The sequence below is a fragment of the Candidatus Villigracilis proximus genome (genome assembly GCF_016717045.1).
In the GTDB taxonomy this organism is placed as follows: domain Bacteria; phylum Chloroflexota; class Anaerolineae; order Anaerolineales; family Villigracilaceae; genus Villigracilis; species Villigracilis proximus.
The window spans coordinates 202,100-227,035 of record NZ_JADJUO010000036.1; the positions used below are offsets into that span (position 1 = coordinate 202,100).

The following is a 24,936-nucleotide window of genomic DNA, read 5'->3' on the forward strand; positions in this document are numbered from 1 at the left end:
ATGCCAATTTCTGCATTGATTCTGCTTTTCTTTTCTGCATCCATGCACGCTTTGTGGAACTTCCTGCTTAAGAGCTCAGACGAAAAATATATCGCGATGGGCTGGCAGGTAATTCTGAGCGGACTCTTCTCGCTCGGCTTCATCTTCTTCACCGGTCTGCCGCCGCGTTCGATGTGGGGCTTTGCAATCTTAAGTATGATTCTTGAGGCGATCTATTTTATTTTGCTGTGCAGCGCCTATAGTGACCATGATTTTTCGCTGGTCTACCCCATTGCGCGCGGAGCGGCTCCCGCTTTGCTCGTTTTGTGGACTGCGATCTTTTTACACGAAAAATTGACCATCGGCGGTTATCTTGGGCTGGCACTTATTACAGGCGGCATGATGGTCATTGGGGCAACCACATTGTTAAATAATAAAAGCGAGAAGCCGCATCTGCGGGGAATTCTGACCGCTTTGTCAGTAGCGTTGATCATTTCGATCTATACATTTATTGATGGCACCGCTGTTAAAAATGGACCCGCTTTACCGTATGGATTGTCAATGTTTGTGATGGTGCCGTTCGTGACCACTCCCTATCTTGCTCGCCGTTATGGAGTAAGTCATTTCGTGGATGTGTGGAATAAGAATCGCGGATATTTATTACTGGGCGGTGTGCTGGGATTGGTGGCTTATATGCTCGCACTCTTCGCCTACACTTTCGCGCCGCTCAGTTATTCGGGTGCGATTCGCGAGGTGAGTGCCGTGATCGGAGCCTTCCTCGGCTGGCGATTTTTGAAAGAAGAAATGGGCGGCGTCCGCGTGGTGGGATCGGCGATCGTGTTCACGGGTGTGATGGTGATCGCGATCTTTGGGTAATACACCCTGAGCGGAGTGACGAGTGATCTTCGAGGAACGTAGTCGAAGGGCGTTGATGTAACAAATAAAAAAGGTGAACAATGGCAGATCAAATTTTTCCAGAACCAACAGTAGGTGTGTTTATTTTTAACAAAGCGGGGGAGATGTTGTTGTTGAAGAGTCATAAATGGCCTGATAAATACGTTGTCCCAGGCGGACATGTGGAATTGGGCGAGCGGTTGGAGGAGGCGGCTGTCCGCGAGGCGAAGGAGGAGACCGGGCTGGATATTTACGATCTGAAATTTATCAACTTTCAGCAGTTTATTTATGATCCTTCCTTCTGGAAAAAGCGGCACTTCATCTTTTTCGATTTCGCCTGCAAAGCCGACTCTCTCGAAGTGCAACTGAATGATGAAGCGCAGGAGCATGTTTGGGTTAAGTTGGATGCGGCTCTTCATCTGCCTTTGGATTCGTACACGCGGACTTCCGTCGAGAAGATCATCGAAGGAAATTTGTCATAAAATCCACCATACTTAAAGAGGTTGCAGACTCGCCGGAAAATGGTTAAGATAAGGAAACCATGAAGCAATTGATGGGCCTCGACCTTTTGGGCATACTATGCCTTATAAGTCGTCAGTCAGCCTGATGGGTACACACGTACCTGTCAGGCTTTTTTTATCTCTATAATTAAGGAGAATGAATGCAAACACCGTGGGAGTATCGTTACGCACATCGCACTCAAAAAATGGGAAGTTCGGTCATTCGTGAGTTGTTGAAGTTTACTGAACAACCTGACATTATTTCGTTCGCGGGCGGACTGCCCGCACCTGAGGTTTTTCCCGTTAAGGAATTTCAGGAAGCCTGCAATCAAGTGTTAACCGATCACGGCGCGCAGGCTTTGCAATACAGCACGACCGAAGGCTATCTGCCTCTGCGTGAAATGATCGCGCGCCACAATGCACGCTTTAGTGTGCGGGTGACTGCTGAGAATATTATGATCACCTCCGGCTCGCAGCAGGCGCTGGATTTTATCGGCAGATTATTCATTAACCGTGGTGATTATGTAGTGGTCGAATCACCAACTTATCTGGGCGCGCTGCAAGCCTGGAATGCGTACGGTGCGCAATACATTTCCGTGCCGTCTGATGAAAATGGTATGATCATGGATAAGTTGGAAGAGGCGCTGCGGATCGGGCCGAAGTTCATTTATATTCTTCCGAATTTCCAAAATCCTTCCGGTTCCACATTAAGCCTGGAGCGCCGCAAGCGTTTGATCATTCTGGCCGACCAGTACGGCGTGCCAATCGTTGAAGATGATCCTTATGGACAATTGCGCTACGATGGCGATCACATTCCATCGGTTGCGACTCTCGACAGCCGCTATCGCAATGACAATGACGGGGAATATACGGGCAGTGTGATTTATTTAAGCACCTTCTCCAAACTGCTTGCACCGGGCTTGCGTCTGGCATGGGTCATTGCGCCGCCGCAGGTGATCCGCAAGCTGGTGATGACCAAGCAGGCCGCAGATTTACACACTTCATCCTTTAATCAGCATGTGGCCTATGAAGTCGCCAAAGGTGGATTTTAGATGAACATGTGAAAGTGATCCGCGCGACGTATAAAGAGCGGCGCGATGTGATGATCGAAATGATGGAAGAGATGTTCCCGCCCGAAGTAACCTGGACCAAGCCATTGGGCGGCATGTTCCTGTGGGGCAAATTACCTGAGAATATAGATGCGGCTGAAGTGCTAAAAGTGGCGATCGAACGCAAAGTGGCTTTTGTGCCTGGTGCGGCTTTCCACCCCAATGGCGGCGGTAAAAATACAATGCGTCTCAATTTCTCTTTTTCAAATCCAGATCATATCCGCGAAGGGATCACAAGATTGGGCACAACTTTGAAGGAGGCGTTGGTGAGCGAGAAGTGATAGGGATGAGTAATGAGTGAGAAGTAAGAAGTGATAAGTAAAAGTGATAAGTAAAAAGAGTCGAAAGCATAAAGCCTTCGACTCTTTTTCATCCTTCACCTCATATCCCTTACAAACCTCATAAACTTCACAAACATCATCCCCTCAAAAAACCTACTCCTCCACATAAGGAACGTATTCAGCGCGGGCGATGCCTTGTTTGAAGGCGGTCTCGGCTACGGCGCGGGCTACGGCGCGATGTACTTTTTTATCCAGCGGACTGGGAACCAATTCTCCGGGCGGGGTCATTTCGGCAATGACATGTGCGGCGGCCAATAACATTTCGTGTGTAATGCGCGGGGCGTTCGCATCCACTGCGCCGCGGAAGATGCCGGGGAAACCCAAAACATTATTCACAGATTTCCCGTCCGCGGCGAAGGCGGCACCATGCTCCATCGCAACTTCGGGGTCGATCTCGGCATTCGGGTTCGAGAGCGCGAGAATGATCTGTCCCTTGCGCACCATTTCAGGCTTGATCAAATTCGGCGCGCCGGTGGTAGCAACCACGATGTCGCATTTTTCCATGATCTCTTTTAAGTTGGATTTAATTCCACCGGCCTTTTCGAATCTGTCCAACGCTTCTGGACTCAAGTCTGCGCCATAGACCGCATTCCCAGTCAAGCGCATCATCATCTGACCGATGGCATGCCCGGCCGCCCCAAGCCCGATCTGCCCGATGACAGAGCTCTTCAAGTCGGTGCCGGTTTCGCGAGTCGCAACCAGTAAGGCGGCGGTGGATACCACTGCGGTCCCGTGTTGGTCATCATGCAACACGGGGATATCAAGCATGGCTTGTAATCTTTCTTCGATCTCAAAACAGCGCGGCGCGGATATATCTTCCAGTTGAATGGCGGCGAAGGTGGGCGAGATGGCATAGACCGCGGCGATGATCTCTTCTGTATTTTTTGTGTTCAATAAAATGGGGATGCCCGAAAGGCCGACCAGTGTTTCCATTAGCATGGCCTTGCCTTCCATCACGGGCATACTCGCCAGCGGACCAATATCCCCGAGCCCGAGCACGGCTGTGCCATCTGAGACGATGGCGACCATGTGGCTGATGCTGGTATACAAACGCGCCTGCGACGGGTCTTTGGCGATGCGCAGACAAACTTCAGCGACGCCGGGCGTATACACACGGCGCAGTGTGGTTAATGAATCGATCGGGTAACGTGAGCGGATGGCGATCTTGCCTTTTTGATGGAGTTCCAAAACTTCATCACGCACTTCGAGCACGCGTGTGCCTTCGTTGTTGCGCATGGCTTCGACGATGGCCTCTACATGCGCTTCATCCTCTGCGTTGATGGTAATATCGCGGACGACATTTTGTGACGTTTCAGTGAGTTGTAAAATGCTGCCTGTATTACCGCCCGCTTCTGCAATTGCGGTTAGTAGTTTGGCAAGTACCCCATTTTTTTGTGAGTTACGGACGCGTACTGTACGAATGAGTCTTCGTTCCCAAGCCATAGATAACTCCTTTAATAATTTCGCCCTGTAACTACGCTGTTCAGGACGGAAAATCTGATATATCCATTCTAAAACAAATACCGCGAAATCTCAATCATTCGCGGTATGGATTGTGATACGACCATCTTTTTTGCCGCAGATTTCACGAATAAACGCGAATTTTTTAGAAACCTTTGCAAAGTAGAAAAATTTGCGGCGATGGTCTGGTGTTGATGGCAGCCGGGGGTAAATTATGCGGCACTTTGCAGGAGGATGGGAATTTCAGCAAGTGCCTTAATGGTTGTGCAGTCTGCATCAGGGAAGAGACTGATCGGGTCGTAGAGAACAGGCATCAGTCCGGCGCGACGCGAGCCGACAATATCTGCAAAGTAATTATCGCCGACATACATCGTCTCTTGCGCGGAGGTTCCTGCCAATTCCAATGCATGTTTAAAAAATAAGCGCATCGGGCTTGAAGGAGTTAATTTCTCCGCCGGCGAGGAAGAATTGAAAATAGGAATCCAGTTTGAGGGTTTTCATTTCTTCATGATAGGGATCGTCGCGGTTGGAAACTGTGGCGAGCACATAACCTGAGTCTTTTAGAAATTGCAGGACGGTATGCGCTTCTTCATGTACATGGGTTTGAGGCCTGTAGCTTTCGCCCATATAAGCTGAGACTTGCGGCGCCAGCGTTGCGGCTTGTGCCGGGCGGATGCCTGATGCGATCAGCCTCCGCCTTGTGAAGTTAACCCAAAACTCTTTTTTATCGTAACCGTGAGTTTTAATATCTGCTTGAATTTCAAACGAGTGGGCAAAATAAAAATGGACCCAATGCTCGGCGCGAATATGATCCTCTTCCGAGATTTTCAAACCCAGACTGCGGATATGTTCCAAAAAAACCTCCCCGGCTGAGGGGAGGTGATGTCGAAGTGTGCCATCAAGATCGAAGAGAACAGCTTTTATTTTAGAAGTGTACAAATAAACCTCTTTGAGAAATACGGCGGTTATCCGCCGATGTGAGACATTTCCACTTTGGGCAGGGATACTGTGTTTTCGGAACGCAGCTCTGAATAACGGTCGCCGCGTTTTCCCCATATGCGCGCAACTTCATTTGAAAGTTCTTCATCGGTTGCGCCGTTGCGCATCATATCGCGGAAGTCGTGGCCTTTGACCGCGAACAGACAGGTGTATAAACTGCCTTCGGCAGAGAGGCGGGCACGGTTACAGGTACTGCAAAAGGCCTGCGTGACCGATGCGATCACGCCGATCTCGCCTTGTCCATCTTTGTATCGCCAGCGTTCGGCCACTTCGCCGCGATAGTTCGGGTCAAGCGGTTCGACGGGCATTTCTGCATTGATCATTTTTATGATCTCCGCCGCCGGGACAACATCGTCCATGCGCCAGCCGTTGGAATGGCCTACATCCATGTATTCGATAAAGCGCAGGATGTGGCCTTTTTCTTTGAAGAAGCGCGCCATCGGCAGAATGCTCTCTTCGTTAAGTCCGCGTTTGACGACCATGTTAACTTTGATGGGACTCAAACCAACACTGGATGCGGCTTCAATTCCTTCGAGCACGCTTTCCACGGGAAAATCCACATCGTTCATGGATTTGAATATTTTATTGTCAAGTGAATCCAGGCTAACCGTGATCCGTTTTAATCCTGCATCTTTGAGCGCACGTGCCTGCCGGGCAAGTAAGGCTCCGTTGGTGGTCAATGTAAGATCAAGGTCGGGGATGGTGGAAAGCATGGAAATCAACTGGGGAAAATCACGGCGCACCAATGGCTCGCCGCCGGTCAAGCGGATCTTGCGCACGCCATGTGAGACGAAAATCCGCGCCAGACGTTCGATTTCCTCGAAAGTTAGGATCTGATCTCGCCGCAGGAATTGATAGTCCGGCCCGAAGATTTCTTTTGGCATACAGTAAACACAGCGGAAATTACATCGATCCGTAACGGAAATCCGCAAGTCACGTAAAGGGCGGTTAAGGGTGTCTATTAGGGTCATGAAGGGGCTCCCGAGCATACCAGTAATGGTTATTTTCTTATTTTGCCCTGGTCGGCCTCTTGTAGAGGCTGTCCAGTTGACATTTGAAGTCGGATTATAACAATATTATATGAGTTCGATCCATGTGATTGACGGGTATTATTACCCGTGCTATCATCCATTATTATCTTTTTGCATTTATTTCAAAGGAGTTATTATGAGTTTTGAATTTGTTCTTCGTATTATTGGCATGTTTGTATTGGCAATTGCAGGCGGATATTGGGGATTTGATGTTTCAAAATCGAACCCGACCACAACAGACCCTTATGTCACCACCACAATTTTTAGTCTGGTAGGCGCACTGGCGGGGCTCATCCTTACTCCATACTTTACCACACGGCCTGCGCGCGCTGCGCGTTCTTTGCTGGGACGTTTGGCTGCTGAAAGCTTATTCGCCGGGTTGACCGGGCTGATCGTTGGTTTATTGATCGCCGCGCTGCTTGGCTTTCCGCTTTCCTTGCTTCCAAAACCATTTGGCGAAGTACTTCCGTTCATTGGTGTTTTAATCTTCTCATACTTTGGCGTCTCGCTCTTTGTGATGCGCCAAGGCGATATCATGGGACTGTTGAGCGCCCTCAGCGGACGGAATAACGAAGGCGGCGGTTCCTCCTCTTCGTGGACCAATCTCAATCGCAATATCTTGCTTGATACCAGTGTCATCATTGATGGCCGCGTAGCTGATATTGCCAAAACCGGATTTTTACCCGGCACACTGCTCATTCCGCGCTTTGTATTGAATGAACTACAATACATCGCCGACTCTCCTGATGGTATGCGCCGTCAACGCGGACGACGCGGCATGGAAGTACTGGCCGAGTTGCAGAAACTTCCGAATGTTCTCGTGCGCATCTCTGACATCAATGTGGACGGCGTGCGCGAAGTGGACGATAAACTGATCGTACTGGGCAAGCAGCTTAAGAGTCCTGTGTTGACCAACGATTACAACTTAAATCGCATCGCCGAATTACAAGGCGTGACCGTGCTTAACATCAACGAACTCGCGAACGCAGTCAAATCGGTTGTCTTGCCGGGTGAAGCGTTACGCATCAACATCATGCAGGAAGGCAAGGAACACAGCCAGGGCGTGGGCTATATGGAAGACGGCACGATGGTGGTGGTTGAAAACGGCAAGGATTACATCGGTGAATATATGGATGTGAACATCACCAAAGTTTTGCAAACCGCCGCCGGCCGTATGATCTTTGGCCGTGTGGATGAAGACGCCGCAGCGAAGAAAAAGAAGTGAAGTTAGTAAAAAGTAAGAAGTAATTAGTGATCAGTAGTCAGTGAACAGGGCGCGAAAGTTGCGCTCTGTTTTTCTTTTGGTCTTAGAATCCAGTTCACCATGTGTCCATCTGCGGTTACAGAGTGCCGCATAAATAGCAAAACTGGAATTATAATTTTGCTTGTAATATATTCAACGCAAGTGGTAATTTGTGCAACAAGCGGTAAAATAGAATATATAAACTGAAACCTCAACACCTTTGAAACCTTATAAACATCAGATACCTCAAACACATCATAAACTTCACAACCCTCATAACAAAGAGAACCCATGCTAAAAATCTACAACACCCTTACCCGCAAGACCGAAGAATTTCAAACCCTCGAACCGAACCTCGTCAAAATGTATGTCTGCGGCGTGACAGTTTACAACGATGCGCACGTCGGCCACGCCATGTCCGCGCTGGTCTTCGACATCATCCGCCGTTATCTTGAATATCGCGGCTACACTGTCAAACACGTCATGAACTATACCGACGTGGACGATAAGATCATCAACCGCGCCAAACAGCTTAACGAAGATCCGCTCAAACTTTCACAGCGCTATATTCAGGATTACGCAAAAGACCTCGTCAGCTTGAATATACTTCCCGCTACATCCAATCCGCAGGTCAGCCAGACCATGCCGGATATTATCAAGTTTATCGAAGGCCTCATCCAAAAAGGACACGCCTACGCCGCGACCAATGGCGATGTCTATTTCAGCGTCACCAGCGATGCCAATTACGGCAAACTCTCAGGCCGCAAACTGGACGACATGCAAGCCGGCGCGCGCATCGAAGTGGAAGAAGCCAAAACCCACCCGATGGACTTCGCGCTTTGGAAAGCCGCCAAGGAAGGCGAAATCTCATGGGACAGCCCGTGGGGCAAAGGCCGCCCCGGCTGGCACATCGAATGCTCCGCCATGAATCTCGCCGAACTCGGCGAACAGATCGACATCCACGGCGGCGGCAACGACCTGATCTTCCCGCACCACGAAAACGAGATCGCCCAAAGCGAATGCTACACCGGCAAGGAATTCTCGCGCTATTGGGTTCACAACGGCATGTTGCAGCTCGGCGGCGAAAAAATGTCCAAGTCACTTGGCAACATCGTCAGCATCAAGGAATTTTTATCCAAGCGCGAAGCGGATGTAATGCGTATGCTCGTTTTAAATGGGACGTATCGCGCTCCATTACTTTTCAATGACGACACCCTCGATGCGGCGCAGAAAAATGTCGAGCGCCTCAAATCCGCCCTGAGAGCTGCTTCTGCTTCGCCCAAGGGACTCAGCGCTGAATCAGTTTCTGCCATGTCTGCTACCGCAGAAACCGCCAAAGCCAATTTCATCGAAGCCATGGACAGTGACTTCAATACCGCAGGCGCTATCGCCGCCTTGTTTGAACTCAGCAAGATCATCAACACCGCCCGCGACAACGGCGCAAGCGACGAACAACTCAAGTCTGCGCAAGGCATCTTCCGTGAACTCTCCAGTGTGCTTGGACTCAAACTCGAAGAAAAACAAGGCTCCGGTGAACAGGATGAACAGGTCAATGCATTAATCGCCGAACGCACCGAAGCCCGCCAGCAAAAACAATGGAAACGCTCCGATGAGATTCGCGACCAGCTAAAAGAAATGGGCGTCACCATCGAAGACAGCAAAGACGGCACGACCTGGAGATATTCGTAGGTTTGGGGAGTAAGTAAAAAGTAATAAGTAACGAGTAATAAGGACTTGTTTGGAGCGCGGACTTTAGTCCGCTTGATGCTGAACAATATAGAAATAAAAGGACTTCTGAAGTGTTGACTTCAGAAGTCCTTTTGATTTAACCTATTACCCTTCACCCTGTGAACATGTTTCGCGGAACTGCATTACCTCGTTTTCCATATCACCAAGCCCCAGCCATTGTATTACATCGTGAATATCATGAGAGACTTCCAGATACATGGGGATGCCATCGGCTAGAAGTACAAGTGTATCCTTTAGGAATCGCATGCTCGTATCTTTGTCAAAATCGCCACACGATCCGATGGAAATCCGCCTGCCTTATTTTCGCTTACGATCGCCGTTGCTTCCCGCAGACTTTGTGTATCAAAGTCCAGTGTGGCCCTGGAGATATCTATAAAGACCTTCATGCCGTGGTGACGCCGTTCATCAAGATATGCAGAATGGTACATATCGAAATATTCCCTGGCAATACAATCCCCTTCAAATATATAAAGCAGGAGATCAAGACCAGATTGAATGGCATAACGAACTGGCATACTCACCTCTGATCATACATAACTGCCCGCCGTGGACAGGAGCACCACAAAAACAGCAGGTAAATCTTTTGATGAGATACAGATATATTTTACGCATAGCTTTGTAGAGTATAACATTTCCCGTTAGGCCAGATACACCTCGCGACGGAGCCCTTGCAAATTAAAGCAAGTATAAAGGCGAACAAAACTCATAACTCGTAAATTCTTTATAACTGCACCTATCTTGACAGTTTAGCTTCAATCGTTAAAAGAATCCAAAGCCACAGCCAGATACTGCAAAGATGGTATAACGTGGTGATATTTGCAAATCACAAATTGATAAACCGAAGTGACTTGACCGATGGTCACCTTTAAGGCTTCTGTCAGTTTTTTTAATCAGGTAAAATCAACTTTATATGAAAGAACTCATCTATTCCCGTAATGCAGTATATGAAACTCTGTGTGCCAAGCGCAGGCAGATATTTTCAATCGACATCGCCGAAGGGGTGCAGGACAAGGGCAAGATCGAACAAATTCTCAACTGGCCAAAGAGCAAAAGATCAAGGTCAACCGCGTGCCGCGCCCCAAGTTGGACAAGGTGCATCAGAACAATCAGGGCATCGTGGCTGAAGTCAGCGGATATCCGTACTCGGATGTGATCGAGATTTTAGAGAATGCCAAAGGCGAACTGCCGTTTATCCTGCTGCTCGATTCCCTGCAAGACCCGCAGAACTTCGGCACGCTCATCCGCACGGCTGAGGCGCTCGGCGTGCATGGCGTGGTCATCCCGTCCGCGCGCACGGTGGATGTGACGCCGGCCGTGGTCAACGCGTCTTCGGGCGCGAGCGAGCACATGCTCATCGCCCAGGCAAATCTGTCCCAGACGATAGACGCGCTCAAAGATAATGATATCTGGATCGTCGGACTGGATCAGGCTGGGGCGGAGGTTGAAGCGGGGTCTCGTCATCTCAAAGGCGCATTGGGACTCGTCGTCGGATCAGAAGGCGACGGGTTACATGATCTCGTCCGAAAGAAATGCGACGTCGTTTTGAAGCTGCCCATGCGCGGAAAAATCGAATCTTTGAATGCGGCCGTTGCGGGGTCGGTGGCATTATATTTAGCTTATTTATCACGTGAAGCGTAAAACGTAATCACGTTTCACGTTTCACGTATCACGGAGAATCCATGCCTCAAGCAACCTATCATTTTCCAAAAGGATTTTTGTGGGGAACGGCCACTGCCTCACATCAAGTGGAAGGGAACAACACGAACAACAATTGGCACGCGTGGGAAGAAGCGGGTCATACAGTCCATAAATCTGGTCTGGCCGCCGATTGGTGGGGCGGACGCTGGCGCGAGGACTTTGACCGCGCCGCCGAAACAGGACAGAACGCGCACCGCTTTTCATTGGAATGGAGCCGCATTCAGCCGACGCCTGACACGTGGGATGAGGAAGCCATCGAAAAATACCGCCTCATGCTGCGCGGACTGAGGGAACGCAATCTGACAGCTTTGGTTACGCTGCATCATTTTACCGATCCACTATGGGTCACCGAGCGCGGCGGATGGGAAAATGCAGACATTGTTCCGTTGTTCGAGAAATATGTCCGCAAAGTTGTGGACGCGCTCAAGGAATACAACACGCTCTGGTGTACGATCAACGAACCGAATGTTTATGCGTTGGGCGGTTATGTGCAAGGCTCATTCCCGCCAGGGAAAAAAGACATCAGGTTATCCATGCGCGTGTTGGGCAACATGGTCCGCGCACATGCTGCCGCATATCGTGCCATCCACGAATTACAGCCCGAATCTCGTGTGGGATATGCATTGCATTACCGCCCAATGGTTCCGCGCATTTCGTGGTCACCGTTGGATAGACTCATGCGTAACGTCCGCTACGAAGGAATCAACATGGGCTTTCCTTCCGCCATTTCAACCGGCGTTATGCGTTCACCTGTCGGCAATCAAAACATCCCCGAAGCCAAAGGCACGCAGGATTATCTTGGTCTCAACTATTACTCTGTCGATACCGTTTGGTTCGACCTCTTCAAACCTGGCGAATTGTTCTCAAACAGCGGCTATCCCAAAAACGCAGATATGAGCGACACGAACTTCATCGCCAATATCCCCGAAGGCATCTTCAACTCCATCAAATGGGCCGAGCGCACCTATCCCAACACGCCGATCATCATCACCGAGAACGGCGTGGAAGATTCGGATGACCACATGCGTCCGCGTTACATTGCACAGCATCTGCACCAGGTCTGGCGCGCGGTCAATTTCAACTGGCCTGTGAAGGGATACTTCCACTGGTCACTGGTGGACAACTTCGAGTGGGAGCGCGGCTGGACTCAACGCTTTGGCCTCTGGGGACTGGATATTGACACCCAAAAACGCATCCGCCGCCCGAGTGTGGATTTCTACGCTGAGATATGCAAAGAGAACGGCATCTCTTCCGACATGGTGCAAAAGTATTGTCCTGAGGTGTTTGATAAGATTTTTCCATCGTAAACAAGTAGCAAGTTGAGAAGTAATAAGTAATAAGTGACTGGCGCATGGATAACAATTTCTGTGCGCCGTTTTAAACAATGAGAATTCAAAAGGTGATTATGCTTACTTATATCGTACTGTTAGGCCCTCCCGGAGTGGGTAAGGGCACACAATCCAAATTTATAGCAAACGAACTGGATCTGCCGCATATTTCCACGGGAGATATCTTCCGCGCGAATATTAAGCAGGGCAATGAATTGGGCAAGCTGGCTGATTCTTATATCAGCAAAGGCAAACTCGTACCGGATGACGTGACGATCGCCCTGCTGCGTGAACGCTTCACACAACCTGATTGCAAGAATGGAGCTATTCTGGACGGCTTTCCACGCACACCAGCCCAGGCAGATGCGCTTGAGATTTTATTGAACAGTCTCGGCGGACGTGTGAACCTCGTCCTTTTTATCACCGCTCCCGCAGAGTCCCTGATCGAACGCCTGGCTGGACGATGGTCTTGCAGGGCACAGGGCCACGTTTTCCATGAACGCTTCAATCTGCCCAAAGTGAAAGGGGTCTGCGATATCGACGGCTCTGAGCTTTATCAACGCGATGATGACAAGGCCGAAACAGTTCTAAACCGGATCGAAATCTATAAAAATCAAACCGCCCCTCTCATTCAATATTACACAGAGCGTAAACTTCTGACCGAGGTCAATGGCATCGAGTCAATTGAAGCAGTTTCCACGGAAATCAAGTCTGTACTAAAAAAGGTGCTGCCTTCTGGTTAGGGTCTTTGAGCCACTTTTCCTGAGTTAGACGATAGACCGCAGACGATGGACAACGGCGCATGGAGTGCAATCTCTGTGCGCTGTTTTATATAGATTTGCATCGTCCTGAGCGGAGTGACGAGCGCTCTTCGAGGAACGCAGTCGAAGGACTGTCCTTCGATCTTCAACTTTCAACCCTCAACCTTACAATAAAAGAAACTTTGTTCTACTATGATAAAATCGCATCCATGACCCACGCTGAACAGATCGCATCCCAACTCAATGTCAAGCCATCGCAAGTTACGGCAGTCATCAACTTAATCGACGAAGGCAACACCGTCCCATTTATTGCCCGTTACCGCAAGGAAATGACAGGCTCCCTCGACGACGAACAGATCCGCATCATCGCCGATGAACTCCTTCGCCTGCGCGGACTCGACGAACGCCGCGTCTCCATCCTCGCCTCCATCGAAGAGCAGGGCAAACTCACCGACGAACTCCGCGAGAGCATCAACGCCGCCGTCACCATGACCGCGCTCGAAGATCTGTACGCGCCCTATAAAAAGAAACGCCGCACCCGCGCCATGGTCGCCCGTGAAAAGGGACTGGAACCGCTGGCCGATTTGATTTTGAAACAGGATTCTGGCTCCCCCAGAAAATTCGCCAAAGAAATTCCTCAACGATCAAGTTGCGAACATCGAAGAAGCTCTGCAAGGCGCACGTGACATTGTGGCTGAAATGATCAGTGAAAATGCTAATGTCCGCGCCGCTACACGCGAAAAGGCACTTAAGACTGGGAAAATCCGCGTTGAAAGAATAAAAGATTCTGTAGATGAAAAAGCAGTTTACGAATCGTATTATGAATTCGAAATCAACGTAAACAGACTACAGCCGCATCAAATCCTCGCCATCACGCGCGGCGAAAAAGAAGGCGTGCTGCGTGTGCATGTTGACGTCCCCGGACGTGACTGGCTCGACGCGATTCAATCTGAATTTGAAGAAGATATCATCAGTCCCTTTGCAGAGCAGCTCGAACTCGCCATTCAAGATTCTGCTGAAAGATTATTACTCCCCGCCATCGAACGCGATGTCCGCCGTGAAAAAGGCGAAGTCGCAGATAACCACGCCATTCAAGTCTTCGCCACCAACCTGCGCGCCCTGCTCGGACAAGCTCCGCTTGCAAATCAAGTTGTCCTCGGCCTCGACCCTGGCTTCCGCACAGGCTGCAAAGTCGCCGTCGTGGACGCCACTGGCAAACTGCTCGACACAGGCACGATCTATCCGCACGAGCCGAAGAACGATTGGAAGGGTTCGATCAACACCCTGCAGGATATGATCAACCGCCATCACGTCACGCTCATCACCATCGGCAACGGCACCGCCTCGCGCGAAACGGAAAAGCTCGCGGCCGAACTATACGTGGTGCGATACAAAGAGACACGAAAACAGGGGCAGGGAAAACATCGCTCGACCTTCAACCACCAGCACATCAAACAAAATATCTCATCGTCAATGAAGCGGGCGCATCGGTTTATTCCGCGTCATCTCTCGCCCGCGCTGAATTCCCCGATCTCGATGTCACCATCCGCGGCGCGGTATCCATTGCCCGCCGCGCGCAAGACCCGCTCGCTGAACTCGTCAAGATCGATCCCAAGTCCATTGGCGTGGGAATGTATCAGCACGATGTCGATCAAACTGCGCTCACGCACGCGCTCGATGGCGTTGTCGAAAGCGTGGTCAACAGCGTCGGCGTGGATGTCAACACTGCCAGCTCGGCACTGCTCACGCATGTCGCGGGTATCGGCCCCAAACTCGCCACCAACATTGTCACGCATCGCGACGCGAACGGCCCTTTCAAATCCCGCACCGCATTGAAGAAGGTCGCCGGGCTTGGCCCGAAGGCTTTTGAACAGGCAGCAGGCTTCATGCGGATCTGAAATGGAGCGAACCCGTTGGATGAATCAGCCATCCATCCAGAATCCTACGCGATAGCAGAATCCATTCTCGCTCGCGCCGCGCTGACAGTTGATTCGTCCATCCCAGACAGAATCGCCGCCTTGGAATCCCTCACCGCAAAGACATCCCTCGAAACATTAGCCGCCGAACTCGAATGCGGCGTGCCCACACTGAAAGACATCCTCGAACAACTCGTCCGCCCAGGCCGTGACCCACGCTCCGATACCCCCGCTCCCATCCTGCGCTCGGACGTGCTCAAAGCCGAAGACCTGCTGACAGGCATGCAGCTCAAAGGCACCGTCCGCAACGTGGTGGACTTCGGCGCCTTCGTAGACATCGGCATCAAAGGCGATGGCCTGCTGCACAAGAGCCAAATTCCACACGGCACTGTCCTCAAAGTCGGTGACATTATTGATGTAGAAATCCAAAAGATCGAAACCGAGCGCGGACGCATCGGACTCGGCTGGGTGAAGTAACAATCAACCAAAATTAACCAAACTTCGGAAGTCTCCCATATATAGCTCCCGCCATGAAGACTCCTAAAAAGACTTCCGAAGTTTCACATGACCCCGAAGGGGTCAAATGATTATAGGAAATAAATAGAAATGGTTTTCAACCCCGAAGGGGTGTCAGGATCGCAAGAAAATTCCATGACATTCCTTCGGGATTGGTAAATTAGTATGCAACTTCCTGATTCATTCATCACTACTATAAAAAACGTCTATAAAAAGGATGGCGAGAATTTTCTCGCTGTCCTTCCTTTTTTAATTGAAGAAGTATCGCAACGTTGGGGGTTGACTGATGTTCAACCTGTGCCAAATTTATCTTTTAATTTTGTGGCCTTTGCGAAACGGGTTTCGACAAGCTCAACCACCAGACAAGATGATGTGGTGCTCAAAATGGGAGTCCCAAACCGCGAGTTGACCAGTGAAATGCTGGCGTTGAAATTATTTAACGGTAATGGTGCGTGTCAATTACTGGAATATGATGCAGAGCGCGGATTTCTTTTGCTGGAAAGACTCAAGCCGGGGCAAATGCTGGCCGAGATCGAAGATGATGACGAACGCACGCACATCGCAGCGGATGTAATGCAAAAGATTTGGCGTCCTATGGAGTCGGGCAGCTTGCTGCCCGCTGTGGAACAGCAAGCTGTTCCACTCCACAACAGATTTATAAAATTATCCGATTGGTTTGACGGGTTGAAGAAAATTCGTCCGCATTTTGGTGGAGGGACGGGGCCGATCGAGAAGGAATTGCTGGAGCGGGTGGAATCTTTTTTGCCGGAGTTGTTTGCAGATCAGGATATCAAATTAATGCACGGCGACTTTCATCATTACAATATTCTTTCATCAGAACGCGGCTGGCTGGTGATCGACCCGAAGGGAGTCATTGGGCCGGCGGGGTATGAGATAGGACCGTTCATGCTCAATCCGTGGGACAGCTTTTCGGACGGGACCAGTTTTCAGATTAAGACCGAGAGGCGGGTGAGCATCCTCTCGGAGAGATTGGGCTGGGAGTGGAGAAAAATCCTTAACTGGGCAACTGCTCACGCCGTTTTATCCGCATGGTGGAGTGTGGAAGGTAACATGGACAGCGGATACTTGATGCAATGCGCAAAAATATTTTCAGAGCTTAAATAAGAGCGCCATTTTTTGGGGTGGTAAAATCGTTGCATGTCTTCAATTACCAATCCCGCAGAATTCACATTACATCGCAAAAACAAATTTGAACATTCCTCGGCCGTGCGCTGGATCTATTCACATGCCAAACCTTATTGGTGGATCGTGATCATGATCATCGTTGGCGCGATCGGGAATGCCGTGCTGGCCGTGGTGGTGCCGGTGCTGACCGGTGACGCATTTAACGCCATGCTGGAAAGTACGCCTGATACATCGGTGCTGCTGCCGCTGGCCATCACGATCGGCATCTCGCAGGTTATCCGCGGCGTGTTGCAGCTGGGAAGAAACTTCGGCGCCGAATTAATGGCGCAGCGAATGGAACGCGATATTCGCGACGAGTTGTATCTCTCGCTGCTCGGCAAAAGCATGACCTTTCACAGTTTACAGCCTGTGGGCGATACGATGGCGCGTGCCACGAACGATGTGCGTGAAGTGAATTACATGTTCAGCCCCGGCGTGAATCTGGTGGTCGGCTCGTTCATGTTCATCCTGATGCCGCTCTTCTTTGCGCCCCGTTATCACATTTCGTTGATCGCCACGCCCGTTATTTTTATCGTCATCTATTTCATTGCGCTTGCGCGTTATCTTAAACAACTCTCACCTATCACCGATGATGTACGTGCGAGTTTCGGAAAGATGAACACGCATCTTTCCGAGTCTTTGGATGGTGTTGAGATCATGAAAGGCGCGGCGCAGGAAGTGGCGGAAGTGGACCGTTTCGGCATCAATGCGCGTGAAGTGCGCAATGCCTTTGTGCAGCAGGGCGATCTCGAAGCGCGTTACATTGCCATGTTGTTACTCGGCATGGCCTACGCCGGCGGACTTGTCCACGCGTTGATTCTTTTCCGCAGCGGATTGATCAGCGTTGGCGCGGTCATCGGATACTTCGGCATGTTGCAGCTTTTGGGATTCCCCACATTTACATCCACCTGGGCCTATTCACAAATTTCACTCGGACTTTCCTCCGCGCGCCGTATTTTGGAACTCATTACCAGCGAGACAAAACTCGATCAGAACGCATCAGGCCGGACCTCGGGCATGAGCGGCGAAATTGAGTTTCGCGGCGTCTCGTTCAATTATCCCAACGGCGAGTCTGTGCTCAAGGATATTTCCTTCAAGGTCAAACCCGGACAGACCGTAGCCATCGTCGGGCAGACTGGCGCGGGCAAGACTTCGCTCGCCAAGTTGATCAACCGCACCTATGATGTCTCCGAAGGGCAGGTACTTGTTGATGGTGTGGATGTGCGCGAGTGGAATCTGGCATCGTTGCGTGAACAGATTTCCATCATCGAACAGGATATCTTCTTATTCTCGCGTTCACTCAGCGACAACATCGCCTTCGGCAAACCCGGCGCCACAAAAGACGAGATCATGTCTGCATCGATTGCCGCGCAGGCACATGATTTTATCCTCGACTTTGACCAATCCTACGCCACGACGGTCGGCGAACGCGGCGTGACCCTCTCCGGCGGACAGCGCCAGCGCATTGCACTCGCTCGCGCCTTCCTGACCGATCCGCGTGTACTGGTACTGGATGACTCCACATCCGCCATCGACTCGGCCACCGAAGATAAAATTCAACGCGCCATTTCCAACGCCGCCCGCGGACGGACGACCTTCATCATCACGCATCGCCTTTCGCAGATCCGCTGGGCTGACCTCATCATCGTTTTGCGCAAAGGCGGGATCGTCGCCATCGGCACGCATGATGATCTGATGAAAACATCTGAAGCATATTCGAGAATTTTTAGAGATTAATTCCACATCCCGAGCGGAGTTGCGCGCACTTGATCTTTGCGCAGCGCAGCCGAGGACGGGATTTATTTGGAACCATCCTGGGACTCGTCACCCTACACTGTCCCGGCGAACTTTCGGGAGGATGCAGAATAAATCGTAAATCAAATCAAAAATCGGAAATCACTTATGGGCTTCTTTGCAGGATTAAACGACGAAAAATACGACCGCCAATACACAGACCGTGTACTGGCGAGTCGCATGATCAATTATTTCAATACCCAGATCACACGACTGGTGTATGCATCCATTACCATCATTCTTCTGGCGGTCATCGGCGCGGCTTTGCCGGTGGTGGTCAGCCAAATGGTGGACTTGATCCAAACGCGCCCGACGCCCGAATCAATTGCATGGGTCGGCGTTGCACTTGTGATCGTGGCGGTTGGACTGTGGGGATTAAACTGGCTCAGACGCGCATTGATCGTGCGCGCCGTCGGTGACGTGGTGCTCGACATGCGCACCCGTTCCTTCCGCGCCGCCGCCGAACACGATCTCTCTTTTTACGATCAATTCTCCTCGGGCCGCATCGTCTCGCGCATCACATCAGACACGAATGACTTCGGTCAACTCGTGGTCATCATCACCGATGTGGTCTCGCAAATGTTCCAGGCGTTCTTGATCGCCATCGTGCTCTTCCGCACTGAATGGCGGCTTTCGTTATTACTGATCGGATTCCTGCCCTTCATCTTCGCCATCGCATCGGGCTTCCGGGTGCTGGCGCGGCGCGTCACCAAACGCGGCATGAAAGCCACGTCAGATGTGAACGCGGCCATCAAGGAAACTTTCAGCGGAATTTCCATCGCGAAAAATTTCCGTCAGGAAGAAAGCATCTTCAAGTCCTTCGACGAATCAAATCAGCAGTCATATCAGGTCAACGTGCAGCGCGGATTTATTCTCTCGCTGGTCTTCCCCGTGCTCAACGCGGTCGGCGGCATCTTCGTCGGCGTGCTGGTCTATGTCGGCGGCATGAGCGCGGCGAATGGCATGATCAGCATCGGCGCGTGGTATCTCTTCATCATGAGTCTCGATCAATTCTTCTTCCCCATTTTGAATCTCACCTCCTTCTGGGCGCAGATCCAATCGGGACTTTCCGCCGCGGAGCGTGTCTTCGCTTTGATCGACGCGGACCCGAATGTGATCCAGACCGAAAAGCAGGATGTGCCGCGACTGAAAGGCGAAATCCATTTTGACCATATGCATTTCCGCTATTCGGATAAGGAACCGATTCTGACCGACTTCAACCTGCTCATACAACCCGGAGAGACTCTTGCGCTGGTAGGACATACCGGCGCGGGCAAGTCATCCATCGCAAAGTTGATCGCACGATTCTACGAATATCAACAGGGACGCTTAATGATCGACGGGCGCGACATCCGCACTTTTGATCTGAGCCAATATCGCAAACAGCTTGGCATTGTTTCACAGGTGCCGTTCTTGTTCTCTGGTTCAGTCGCAGATAATATCCGTTACGCCGCACCAGGCGTCCCTGAGGAAGAGATGCTCAAACTCGCAAGGAAGATCGGCGACGGTGAGTGGCTCGAAACTCTGCCCGACGGACTGGGCACCGAAGTCGGCGAACGCGGCAACAGACTCTCCATGGGTCAGCGTCAGCTTGTGGCGCTGATGCGCGTCCTCGTGCAAAATCCCGCCATCTTTATTTTGGATGAAGCCACCGCCAGCGTGGATCCGTTCACTGAGTGGCAAATTCAACAGGCGCTGAATCTCATTTTGAAAAACACAACCAGCATTTTGATCGCACATCGCCTCTCCACAGTAAAAGCCGCGGACCGGATCGTCGTGATGCAAAAAGGCACGATCATCGAAGAAGGCAGCCACGATGGCCTGCTAAGCCAAAGCGGACATTACGCCGAGTTGTACAATACCTACTTCCGGCATCAGTCACTTGCTTATGTGGAGCAGATGAAGGAAATGGTGAATAAATAATAGTGGAATATAAAAAGGCCGATGTCCATTTTGGACATCGGCCTTTTGTTTTACCTGTCAGGCTTGATGTTCTTAAAAGGAGGTTACTCCTCTTCACCCAAGTCACTGGCAATACCCCTAAATTGAAGAAGCGCGGCCTCGAGGTCTTCAATAATTTCAGCAGCAAGAACATCGGGATCGGGTAAATTCGCAGAATCTTCGAGGGACTCATCGCGCAGCCAGAAGATATCGAGATTCATCTTGTCGCGCGCGGCGAGTTCTTCATAGGTATAGGCACGCCAGCGGCCTTCTGGATTCTTCTCTGACCACGTGGACTTGCGCTTGTGACGGTTTTCCGGGTTGTAGCATTTTACAAATTCATCCAAATCACCACGAACAAGCGGATTGGTCTTGGGGGTGAAGTTTTTATTGGTACGCAGATCGTAGATCCATAGTTTTTCGGTTGAGGCTTTTTCACCGCCTGTGCGACGGTCGAAAAAGATCACGTTGGCTTTGACGCCCTGTGCATAAAAAATACCGGTCGGTAAGCGCAAGAGGGTGTGGACATCACATTCTTCCAGTAGTTTCCTGCGGATGGTTTCGCCGGCTCCGCCTTCGAATAGCACGTTATCAGGCACGACCACTGCCGCGCGCCCATTGATTTCGAGCATCTTGACAATGTGTTGAACAAAGTTCAATTGTTTGTTACTGGTGGATGCCCAGAAGTCGTCGCGCTCGATGACAGTGGATTCCTTGTTAGTTTCACCTGCATCAGTAACCGTGGCAATGCTTGATTTTTTACCGAAGGGTGGATTACTAAGCACCATGCGGAAACTGGTTCCGGGCTTTTTCGTAAGGCTGTCTTCCACGTGGATGGGGGACTCAGCGCTTTCCAGACCAATGCCATGCAGGTATAGGTTCATCACGCACAGGCGGGCGGTGTTATCTACGATCTCCCAGCCATGCAAGGCATCGTGACGCAGGTGATTCCATTGATCCTGATCCAGTCGTTTGTTATTTTCAACAATGTAATCGTAGGCACGCAGTAAAAACCGCCAGTGCCGACCGCTGGATCGCAAATGGTCTCGCCGGGTTGGGGACGCATCACTTCGACAAGCGCCTTGATCAGTTCACGCGGGGTGAAGTATTGACCCGCGCCGCTCTTGGTATCCTGAGCGTTCTTTTCAAGCAAGCCTTCGTAAATTTCGCTCTTGACGTCCACATCCAACCCGACCCAGTTTTCGCTGTCAATCAGATCAATCAAACGACGCAGACGGGCAGGGTTCTGGATACGATTTTGGGCCTTACGAAAAATGACGCCGAGCATGCCAGCTGCTTTACCGAGTGAAGCAAGGATATGGATGTAATGCGCTTCAAGCGCTTCGCCGTCTAATATGACGCCATCTTTTTTGCAGAGTACGCCAGCGCAAATCTGCGGGGACGGAACTGGGCTTGCCAATTGCGCATTCTCATCATCCATTTTCAGGAAGATAAGATAAGTGAGTTGTTCGACGTAATCGCCGTAGGAAATGCCGTCGTCACGCAGGACGTTGCAGTAGTTCCAGACGCGTTGGACAATAGTAGAGGATGTCGTATTCATATCGTTATGCCATTACCTTTATTTTAAACTGCTCATTCAACCGGGATAAATAAATGGCCTCGCCAGCTTTGGTTCCTAGAAGTGTCAAACTATCCAGAATGGGCGTGGAGTAGCCCTTGCCTTTCAAGCGGCGACCAAGGACGATGACTCCTATAAAGTCTGGAATGACGGGGCGCTCAACCACGAGTGGCACCATCAGGGAGTATTCGGAGTTGTCTTCTCCAACAACAAGTTGACCATTGATTAGCCTTTTCAAGGCGTCATCACCTACAGCCAGAGAGGGAATGTTTTCATTTTCATCCGCCAGATAGATTCGGACAGTTTCCACATCGAGTTGTTTTTTTACCTGTCGGGAAACAACCTCGATCATGCGTGAAGTGCCCAGCATGTCCCGTATATCTGACCTGAATTCAAGGAAATGGTTTTCAAAATTCACTTCTTCAGGCTTGAAGTAACGATCCACTATTTCCTGCACCCAATCCCTAAGCGGATTAAAGGCAGCGGCAACAGGCAGGACAGAGATGACGACCGCCCACACCGATGAATTTTCCTCAAACCATTGTCCTATCGCATAGTTTATTACTGCCAAACTGATACCTCCCAAAACCCCCAACAAACCTGTGAGCACACTATATACAACTGCCCGATTAAAAAATATATCAACATCCCATAATCGGTAGCGAACAATTGAAATAGCAAATGAAGCAACCATCCCAAAAACAAGAACGTTGCGGGTTACACTAAAGATCTTTACTAAAAGTAAATAAACTTCATCAGTTATTACTTCCCGCGATATTTCCACTGCGGAGCCAGTTATAGACAGCAGGGCCAGTCCACTCCAAAAGATCAACACCCATTTGATTTGCTGGTGTTGGATGGCATCTTGTATTTGGTAATAATTTCTAATTTGTACTACACCCACCAATATCATAAAAAATGTTACGCTGAATAGCATATTGGAAGAAGAAACGAACGAAGCAGATTGAACAAAAGGGGAATAAAATGATTCGATTACGAAAGCAATCACCCAAACGATGAGAATCCACCATACCCGTCGATATACCCACTTTCCATTTGGAAAGTGTAAGAAGGCTGTGAAAATAAGCGAGTACCTAATAAAGAGCGTAAGAAAGCTCATGAATTCGGCGAATATGATTGCGTTTCGATTTGTGAACCCCCAGGTATACAAAAACGCACTGTCTAAGATGGAATAAAAGATCGAAAATCTATAATTGGTTATAAGGCTTACCAGCATCATGGAGACTAAAAGCGCCATCCAATTTTTTGGTTTTTTATAATAAAGAAATAAAGCCAGAGCGATGGAAAAAAAGGAGGTGATTCGATACACCCAATTGTAGATAACAATAAATGTGCCTTCTAATTCAGAAACATACTGCCAGTAAAACCCAAAAAATAGCCCATTCATAAGAAATACCGCCCACCAAGCAAATCGGGCAGATTTTAGTTTATTATCACTTAATTCTGTTTCGCTCTCACGGGGAATTATGAATTTCCCATTGATAGATTCCATACTCACACCAACCTCCCCTCAAACGCGGACTTGAGCACGGATTGACGCAGCCGCCCCGCCCGTGACATGGATGCCACCAACATGGACTCAATCCCTGTTATAAGAGAATAATGCCACTGCAAGGTATTGTATTCATACCAGACATACTGGATGGTGAAGAAGAATTTGGTGGGCATGTGATTAGTATTTGTTTGCTCTACCGATTCTGGTACAAAAGAATCATTTTCCTTCTTATGGCGCTTTCGAGATTTTTCTGCTTTTTTAGGACTTTCAGTCTCAGATTTTTCTTTTTTTAATACTGCTCCAATGCCTGGCCAGTCGGCAGCTCGATTTTCTTCGATTTTTTGATGTAAAAATTCGCATTCAGACTTAAGTCTAAAAGGATTTATTTTTTGACCTGCTTTCATTTTGTCCAATACTTCAATAGTAGTAGCTGGCAAATAAGCATCCAATTAACGACAAAATCCTTTGTAACACGCAAAACATCAATTTTCAATTTAATAACATGCAACTCTTCTTTAGCCTTTGCTGCGACTTCCGGCATCTTCTTGAGATTTCTTAATTCTTTTCCGGCAAGAATACAATTTTCCACATAAAACATTATCAAGCCTAATACTCCAGTAGCAACCGAGACTATAGGAATAAAGCCAATTATAGTTAGAGCAAGTCCTATAAATGGCAACACAAGCCACAATTTTGAGTATTTATAGCGGTTGTAAAAATCTTCAATAGCAGAGGGCAGTGAAACATCTGTAAAAGACTGTTTGACTATATACTTGAAGTAAGACATTATAACTGACAGTCCAGTTGTATAGCCCATAACCAGATTAAGAAACGTATTTTCTAATGGAATGTGAGCATAAAATATACTCGTAATCGTATCACCATGCTCTTCTCTAGATTTTTCTATATTTGCAACAACACTTTTATCTCGTTTGTCAATCCAAAACATTAACTCGGCAATCTGATCGAGATTGGCCGTGATTTTGTCTGTAGATTGATGAAAAAAATTTACTCGTTCGTATAGCGTAAACAACTCGACAGTTTTGTACGCAGCAACAACATCTTCCGCTGATTTGCGCAGGGAGTTTTCATCTTCTTGAAGTGATGTGGAAAAGAACTTGTGTGCTACTAAAAAATATTGTTCATTAACATCAACAAACTTCTTAAAGTTTTTGTTTATATCGTTCGTAAAATCATATTTATATTGTTCTTTTCGTTTTCCAGGAAGCCATTTTCCCATTTTGAGTTTAAGTCTGGTAAAAATCACACCAACCTCCCCTCAAACGCGGACTTGAGCACGGACTGACGCAGCCGCGCCGCCCGTGACATGGACGCCGCCAGCGTGGACTCGACCCCCGCCGCAAGGGACAGCCGCCGCTCCACTTCTTATGATTGA

Annotated in this window: 24 protein-coding genes and 2 pseudogenes; 16 read left to right on the plus strand and 10 right to left on the minus strand. The window is 49.5% G+C overall.

Translation table 11 applies throughout. The annotated features are described in order from the left end of the window. The 4 genes from IPL71_RS24695 (at position 1) to IPL71_RS24710 (ending at position 2,763) form a co-directional block, all read left to right on the plus strand. Positions 1 to 855: an EamA family transporter gene (locus IPL71_RS24695; RefSeq protein WP_345326282.1), complete on the plus strand. Its 855-nt coding sequence runs from the start codon at positions 1 to 3 to the stop codon at positions 853 to 855. Positions 856 to 935: 80 nt separating this feature from the next. Next, a complete protein-coding gene (locus tag IPL71_RS24700) occupies positions 936 to 1,355 on the plus strand; it encodes an NUDIX domain-containing protein (RefSeq protein ID WP_345326284.1) in 420 nt (139 codons plus the stop codon). 179 nt (positions 1,356 to 1,534) lie between these two features. Continuing rightward, positions 1,535 to 2,425 (plus strand): aminotransferase-like domain-containing protein, encoded by an 891-nt coding sequence (locus IPL71_RS24705; RefSeq protein WP_345326286.1) that lies wholly within the window; start codon positions 1,535 to 1,537, stop codon positions 2,423 to 2,425. Between the two features lie 8 nt (positions 2,426 to 2,433). Beyond that, a complete protein-coding gene (locus IPL71_RS24710) occupies positions 2,434 to 2,763 on the plus strand; it encodes an aminotransferase class I/II-fold pyridoxal phosphate-dependent enzyme (protein WP_345326288.1) in 330 nt (109 codons plus the stop codon). Positions 2,764 to 2,916: 153 nt separating this feature from the next. Here the strand turns inward: IPL71_RS24710 and IPL71_RS24715 are convergent, their stop codons facing one another. From IPL71_RS24715 to moaA, 4 genes are all read right to left on the minus strand, one after another. After that, entirely contained in the window at positions 2,917 to 4,266 is a 1,350-nt protein-coding gene (locus tag IPL71_RS24715; RefSeq protein WP_345326289.1) for an NAD-dependent malic enzyme, read from the minus strand. A gap of 230 nt (positions 4,267 to 4,496) precedes the next feature. Continuing rightward, on the minus strand, positions 4,497 to 4,682 hold the full coding sequence (locus IPL71_RS24720; RefSeq protein WP_345326291.1) for an HAD family hydrolase: 186 nt from the start codon (positions 4,680 to 4,682) through the stop codon (positions 4,497 to 4,499). A 13-nt stretch (positions 4,683 to 4,695) separates the two neighbouring features. Beyond that, the gene (locus IPL71_RS24725) at positions 4,696 to 5,340 is read right to left on the minus strand and encodes an HAD family hydrolase (protein WP_345326292.1); all 645 of its coding nucleotides are present in this window, start codon (positions 5,338 to 5,340) and stop codon (positions 4,696 to 4,698) included. Beyond that, on the minus strand, positions 5,250 to 6,272 hold the full coding sequence (gene moaA, locus IPL71_RS24730; RefSeq protein ID WP_345326294.1) for a GTP 3',8-cyclase MoaA: 1,023 nt from the start codon (positions 6,270 to 6,272) through the stop codon (positions 5,250 to 5,252). Before moaA ends, IPL71_RS24725 begins: the two co-directional genes overlap by 91 nt. 178 nt (positions 6,273 to 6,450) lie before the next feature. On the opposite strand from moaA, the gene IPL71_RS24735 reads away from it, so the two are divergent. Further along, positions 6,451 to 7,539, plus strand: a complete 1,089-nt coding sequence (locus IPL71_RS24735) for a PIN/TRAM domain-containing protein (RefSeq protein WP_345326296.1) — start codon at positions 6,451 to 6,453, stop codon at positions 7,537 to 7,539. Between the two features lie 309 nt (positions 7,540 to 7,848). Beyond that, positions 7,849 to 9,246: a cysteine--tRNA ligase gene (gene cysS / locus IPL71_RS24740; RefSeq protein WP_345326298.1), complete on the plus strand. Its 1,398-nt coding sequence runs from the start codon at positions 7,849 to 7,851 to the stop codon at positions 9,244 to 9,246. Positions 9,247 to 9,390: 144 nt separating this feature from the next. Here the strand turns inward: cysS and IPL71_RS24745 are convergent, their stop codons facing one another. Continuing rightward, on the minus strand, positions 9,391 to 9,552 hold the full coding sequence (locus IPL71_RS24745) for a hypothetical protein (RefSeq protein ID WP_345326300.1): 162 nt from the start codon (positions 9,550 to 9,552) through the stop codon (positions 9,391 to 9,393). Then, positions 9,540 to 9,821: a hypothetical protein gene (locus tag IPL71_RS24750; protein ID WP_345326302.1), complete on the minus strand. Its 282-nt coding sequence runs from the start codon at positions 9,819 to 9,821 to the stop codon at positions 9,540 to 9,542. Before IPL71_RS24750 ends, IPL71_RS24745 begins: the two co-directional genes overlap by 13 nt. 553 nt (positions 9,822 to 10,374) lie before the next feature. Here IPL71_RS24750 and IPL71_RS24755 point away from each other — a divergent pair. The 10 genes and pseudogenes from IPL71_RS24755 (at position 10,375) to IPL71_RS24800 (ending at position 20,427) form a co-directional block, all read left to right on the plus strand. Then, positions 10,375 to 10,944, plus strand: a complete 570-nt coding sequence (locus IPL71_RS24755; RefSeq protein ID WP_345326304.1) for a TrmH family RNA methyltransferase — start codon at positions 10,375 to 10,377, stop codon at positions 10,942 to 10,944. A gap of 41 nt (positions 10,945 to 10,985) precedes the next feature. After that, positions 10,986 to 12,311 (plus strand): glycoside hydrolase family 1 protein, encoded by a 1,326-nt coding sequence (locus IPL71_RS24760; protein WP_345326306.1) that lies wholly within the window; start codon positions 10,986 to 10,988, stop codon positions 12,309 to 12,311. A 98-nt stretch (positions 12,312 to 12,409) separates the two neighbouring features. After that, the gene (locus IPL71_RS24765) at positions 12,410 to 13,075 is read left to right on the plus strand and encodes an adenylate kinase (RefSeq protein ID WP_345326308.1); all 666 of its coding nucleotides are present in this window, start codon (positions 12,410 to 12,412) and stop codon (positions 13,073 to 13,075) included. Positions 13,076 to 13,134: 59 nt separating this feature from the next. Further along, a complete protein-coding gene (locus tag IPL71_RS24770) occupies positions 13,135 to 13,779 on the plus strand; it encodes a Tex-like N-terminal domain-containing protein (protein ID WP_345326310.1) in 645 nt (214 codons plus the stop codon). After that, positions 13,763 to 14,413 (plus strand): annotated as a pseudogene (locus tag IPL71_RS24775) (RNA-binding transcriptional accessory protein); the annotation flags it as partial. The gene IPL71_RS24770 and the pseudogene IPL71_RS24775, both read left to right, overlap by 17 nt. Beyond that, the gene (locus tag IPL71_RS24780) at positions 14,356 to 14,991 is read left to right on the plus strand and encodes a helix-hairpin-helix domain-containing protein (protein ID WP_345326312.1); all 636 of its coding nucleotides are present in this window, start codon (positions 14,356 to 14,358) and stop codon (positions 14,989 to 14,991) included. The pseudogene IPL71_RS24775 and the gene IPL71_RS24780, both read left to right, overlap by 58 nt. Positions 14,992 to 15,006: 15 nt before the next feature. Further along, on the plus strand, positions 15,007 to 15,486 hold the full coding sequence (locus IPL71_RS24785; RefSeq protein ID WP_345326314.1) for a S1 RNA-binding domain-containing protein: 480 nt from the start codon (positions 15,007 to 15,009) through the stop codon (positions 15,484 to 15,486). 204 nt (positions 15,487 to 15,690) lie between these two features. Next, positions 15,691 to 16,650 (plus strand): aminoglycoside phosphotransferase family protein, encoded by a 960-nt coding sequence (locus IPL71_RS24790; RefSeq protein WP_345326316.1) that lies wholly within the window; start codon positions 15,691 to 15,693, stop codon positions 16,648 to 16,650. A gap of 33 nt (positions 16,651 to 16,683) precedes the next feature. Beyond that, positions 16,684 to 18,447 (plus strand): ABC transporter ATP-binding protein, encoded by a 1,764-nt coding sequence (locus IPL71_RS24795; RefSeq protein WP_345326318.1) that lies wholly within the window; start codon positions 16,684 to 16,686, stop codon positions 18,445 to 18,447. Positions 18,448 to 18,612: 165 nt separating this feature from the next. After that, positions 18,613 to 20,427 carry an ABC transporter ATP-binding protein gene (locus IPL71_RS24800; RefSeq protein ID WP_345326320.1) on the plus strand — a complete coding sequence of 605 codons (1,815 nt, stop codon included), beginning with the start codon at positions 18,613 to 18,615 and terminating at the stop codon, positions 20,425 to 20,427. 83 nt (positions 20,428 to 20,510) lie between these two features. On the opposite strand, the pseudogene IPL71_RS24805 reads toward IPL71_RS24800, so the two are convergent. From IPL71_RS24805 to IPL71_RS24820, 4 genes and pseudogenes are all read right to left on the minus strand, one after another. After that, positions 20,511 to 22,006 (minus strand): annotated as a pseudogene (locus IPL71_RS24805) (class I SAM-dependent DNA methyltransferase). Between the two features lie 4 nt (positions 22,007 to 22,010). Next, the gene (locus tag IPL71_RS24810) at positions 22,011 to 23,537 is read right to left on the minus strand and encodes a hypothetical protein (protein ID WP_345326322.1); all 1,527 of its coding nucleotides are present in this window, start codon (positions 23,535 to 23,537) and stop codon (positions 22,011 to 22,013) included. Between the two features lie 2 nt (positions 23,538 to 23,539). Next, on the minus strand, positions 23,540 to 23,977 hold the full coding sequence (locus IPL71_RS24815; protein ID WP_345326323.1) for a hypothetical protein: 438 nt from the start codon (positions 23,975 to 23,977) through the stop codon (positions 23,540 to 23,542). Then, positions 23,941 to 24,807: a hypothetical protein gene (locus tag IPL71_RS24820; RefSeq protein ID WP_345326325.1), complete on the minus strand. Its 867-nt coding sequence runs from the start codon at positions 24,805 to 24,807 to the stop codon at positions 23,941 to 23,943. The genes IPL71_RS24815 and IPL71_RS24820 overlap by 37 nt, the downstream gene beginning before the upstream one ends. Positions 24,808 to 24,936 lie beyond the last annotated feature (129 nt).

Coding starts and splice junctions, on each gene's coding strand:
- IPL71_RS24750 (WP_345326302.1), bottom strand. CDS start 9,821: ATGCCAGTTCGTTATGCCATTCAATCTGGTCTTGATCTCCTGCTTTAT.
- IPL71_RS24715 (WP_345326289.1), bottom strand. CDS start 4,266: ATGGCTTGGGAACGAAGACTCATTCGTACAGTACGCGTCCGTAACTCA.
- IPL71_RS24770 (WP_345326310.1), top strand. CDS start 13,135: ATGGAGTGCAATCTCTGTGCGCTGTTTTATATAGATTTGCATCGTCCT.
- IPL71_RS24725 (WP_345326292.1), bottom strand. CDS start 5,340: ATGGGGAAAACGCGGCGACCGTTATTCAGAGCTGCGTTCCGAAAACAC.
- IPL71_RS24705 (WP_345326286.1), top strand. CDS start 1,535: ATGCAAACACCGTGGGAGTATCGTTACGCACATCGCACTCAAAAAATG.
- cysS (WP_345326298.1), top strand. CDS start 7,849: ATGCTAAAAATCTACAACACCCTTACCCGCAAGACCGAAGAATTTCAA.
- IPL71_RS24795 (WP_345326318.1), top strand. CDS start 16,684: ATGTCTTCAATTACCAATCCCGCAGAATTCACATTACATCGCAAAAAC.
- IPL71_RS24810 (WP_345326322.1), bottom strand. CDS start 23,537: ATGGAATCTATCAATGGGAAATTCATAATTCCCCGTGAGAGCGAAACA.
- IPL71_RS24800 (WP_345326320.1), top strand. CDS start 18,613: ATGGGCTTCTTTGCAGGATTAAACGACGAAAAATACGACCGCCAATAC.
- IPL71_RS24760 (WP_345326306.1), top strand. CDS start 10,986: ATGCCTCAAGCAACCTATCATTTTCCAAAAGGATTTTTGTGGGGAACG.
- moaA (WP_345326294.1), bottom strand. CDS start 6,272: ATGCTCGGGAGCCCCTTCATGACCCTAATAGACACCCTTAACCGCCCT.
- IPL71_RS24735 (WP_345326296.1), top strand. CDS start 6,451: ATGAGTTTTGAATTTGTTCTTCGTATTATTGGCATGTTTGTATTGGCA.
- IPL71_RS24695 (WP_345326282.1), top strand. CDS start 1: ATGCCAATTTCTGCATTGATTCTGCTTTTCTTTTCTGCATCCATGCAC.
- IPL71_RS24790 (WP_345326316.1), top strand. CDS start 15,691: ATGCAACTTCCTGATTCATTCATCACTACTATAAAAAACGTCTATAAA.
- IPL71_RS24765 (WP_345326308.1), top strand. CDS start 12,410: ATGCTTACTTATATCGTACTGTTAGGCCCTCCCGGAGTGGGTAAGGGC.
- IPL71_RS24745 (WP_345326300.1), bottom strand. CDS start 9,552: ATGCGATTCCTAAAGGATACACTTGTACTTCTAGCCGATGGCATCCCC.
- IPL71_RS24700 (WP_345326284.1), top strand. CDS start 936: ATGGCAGATCAAATTTTTCCAGAACCAACAGTAGGTGTGTTTATTTTT.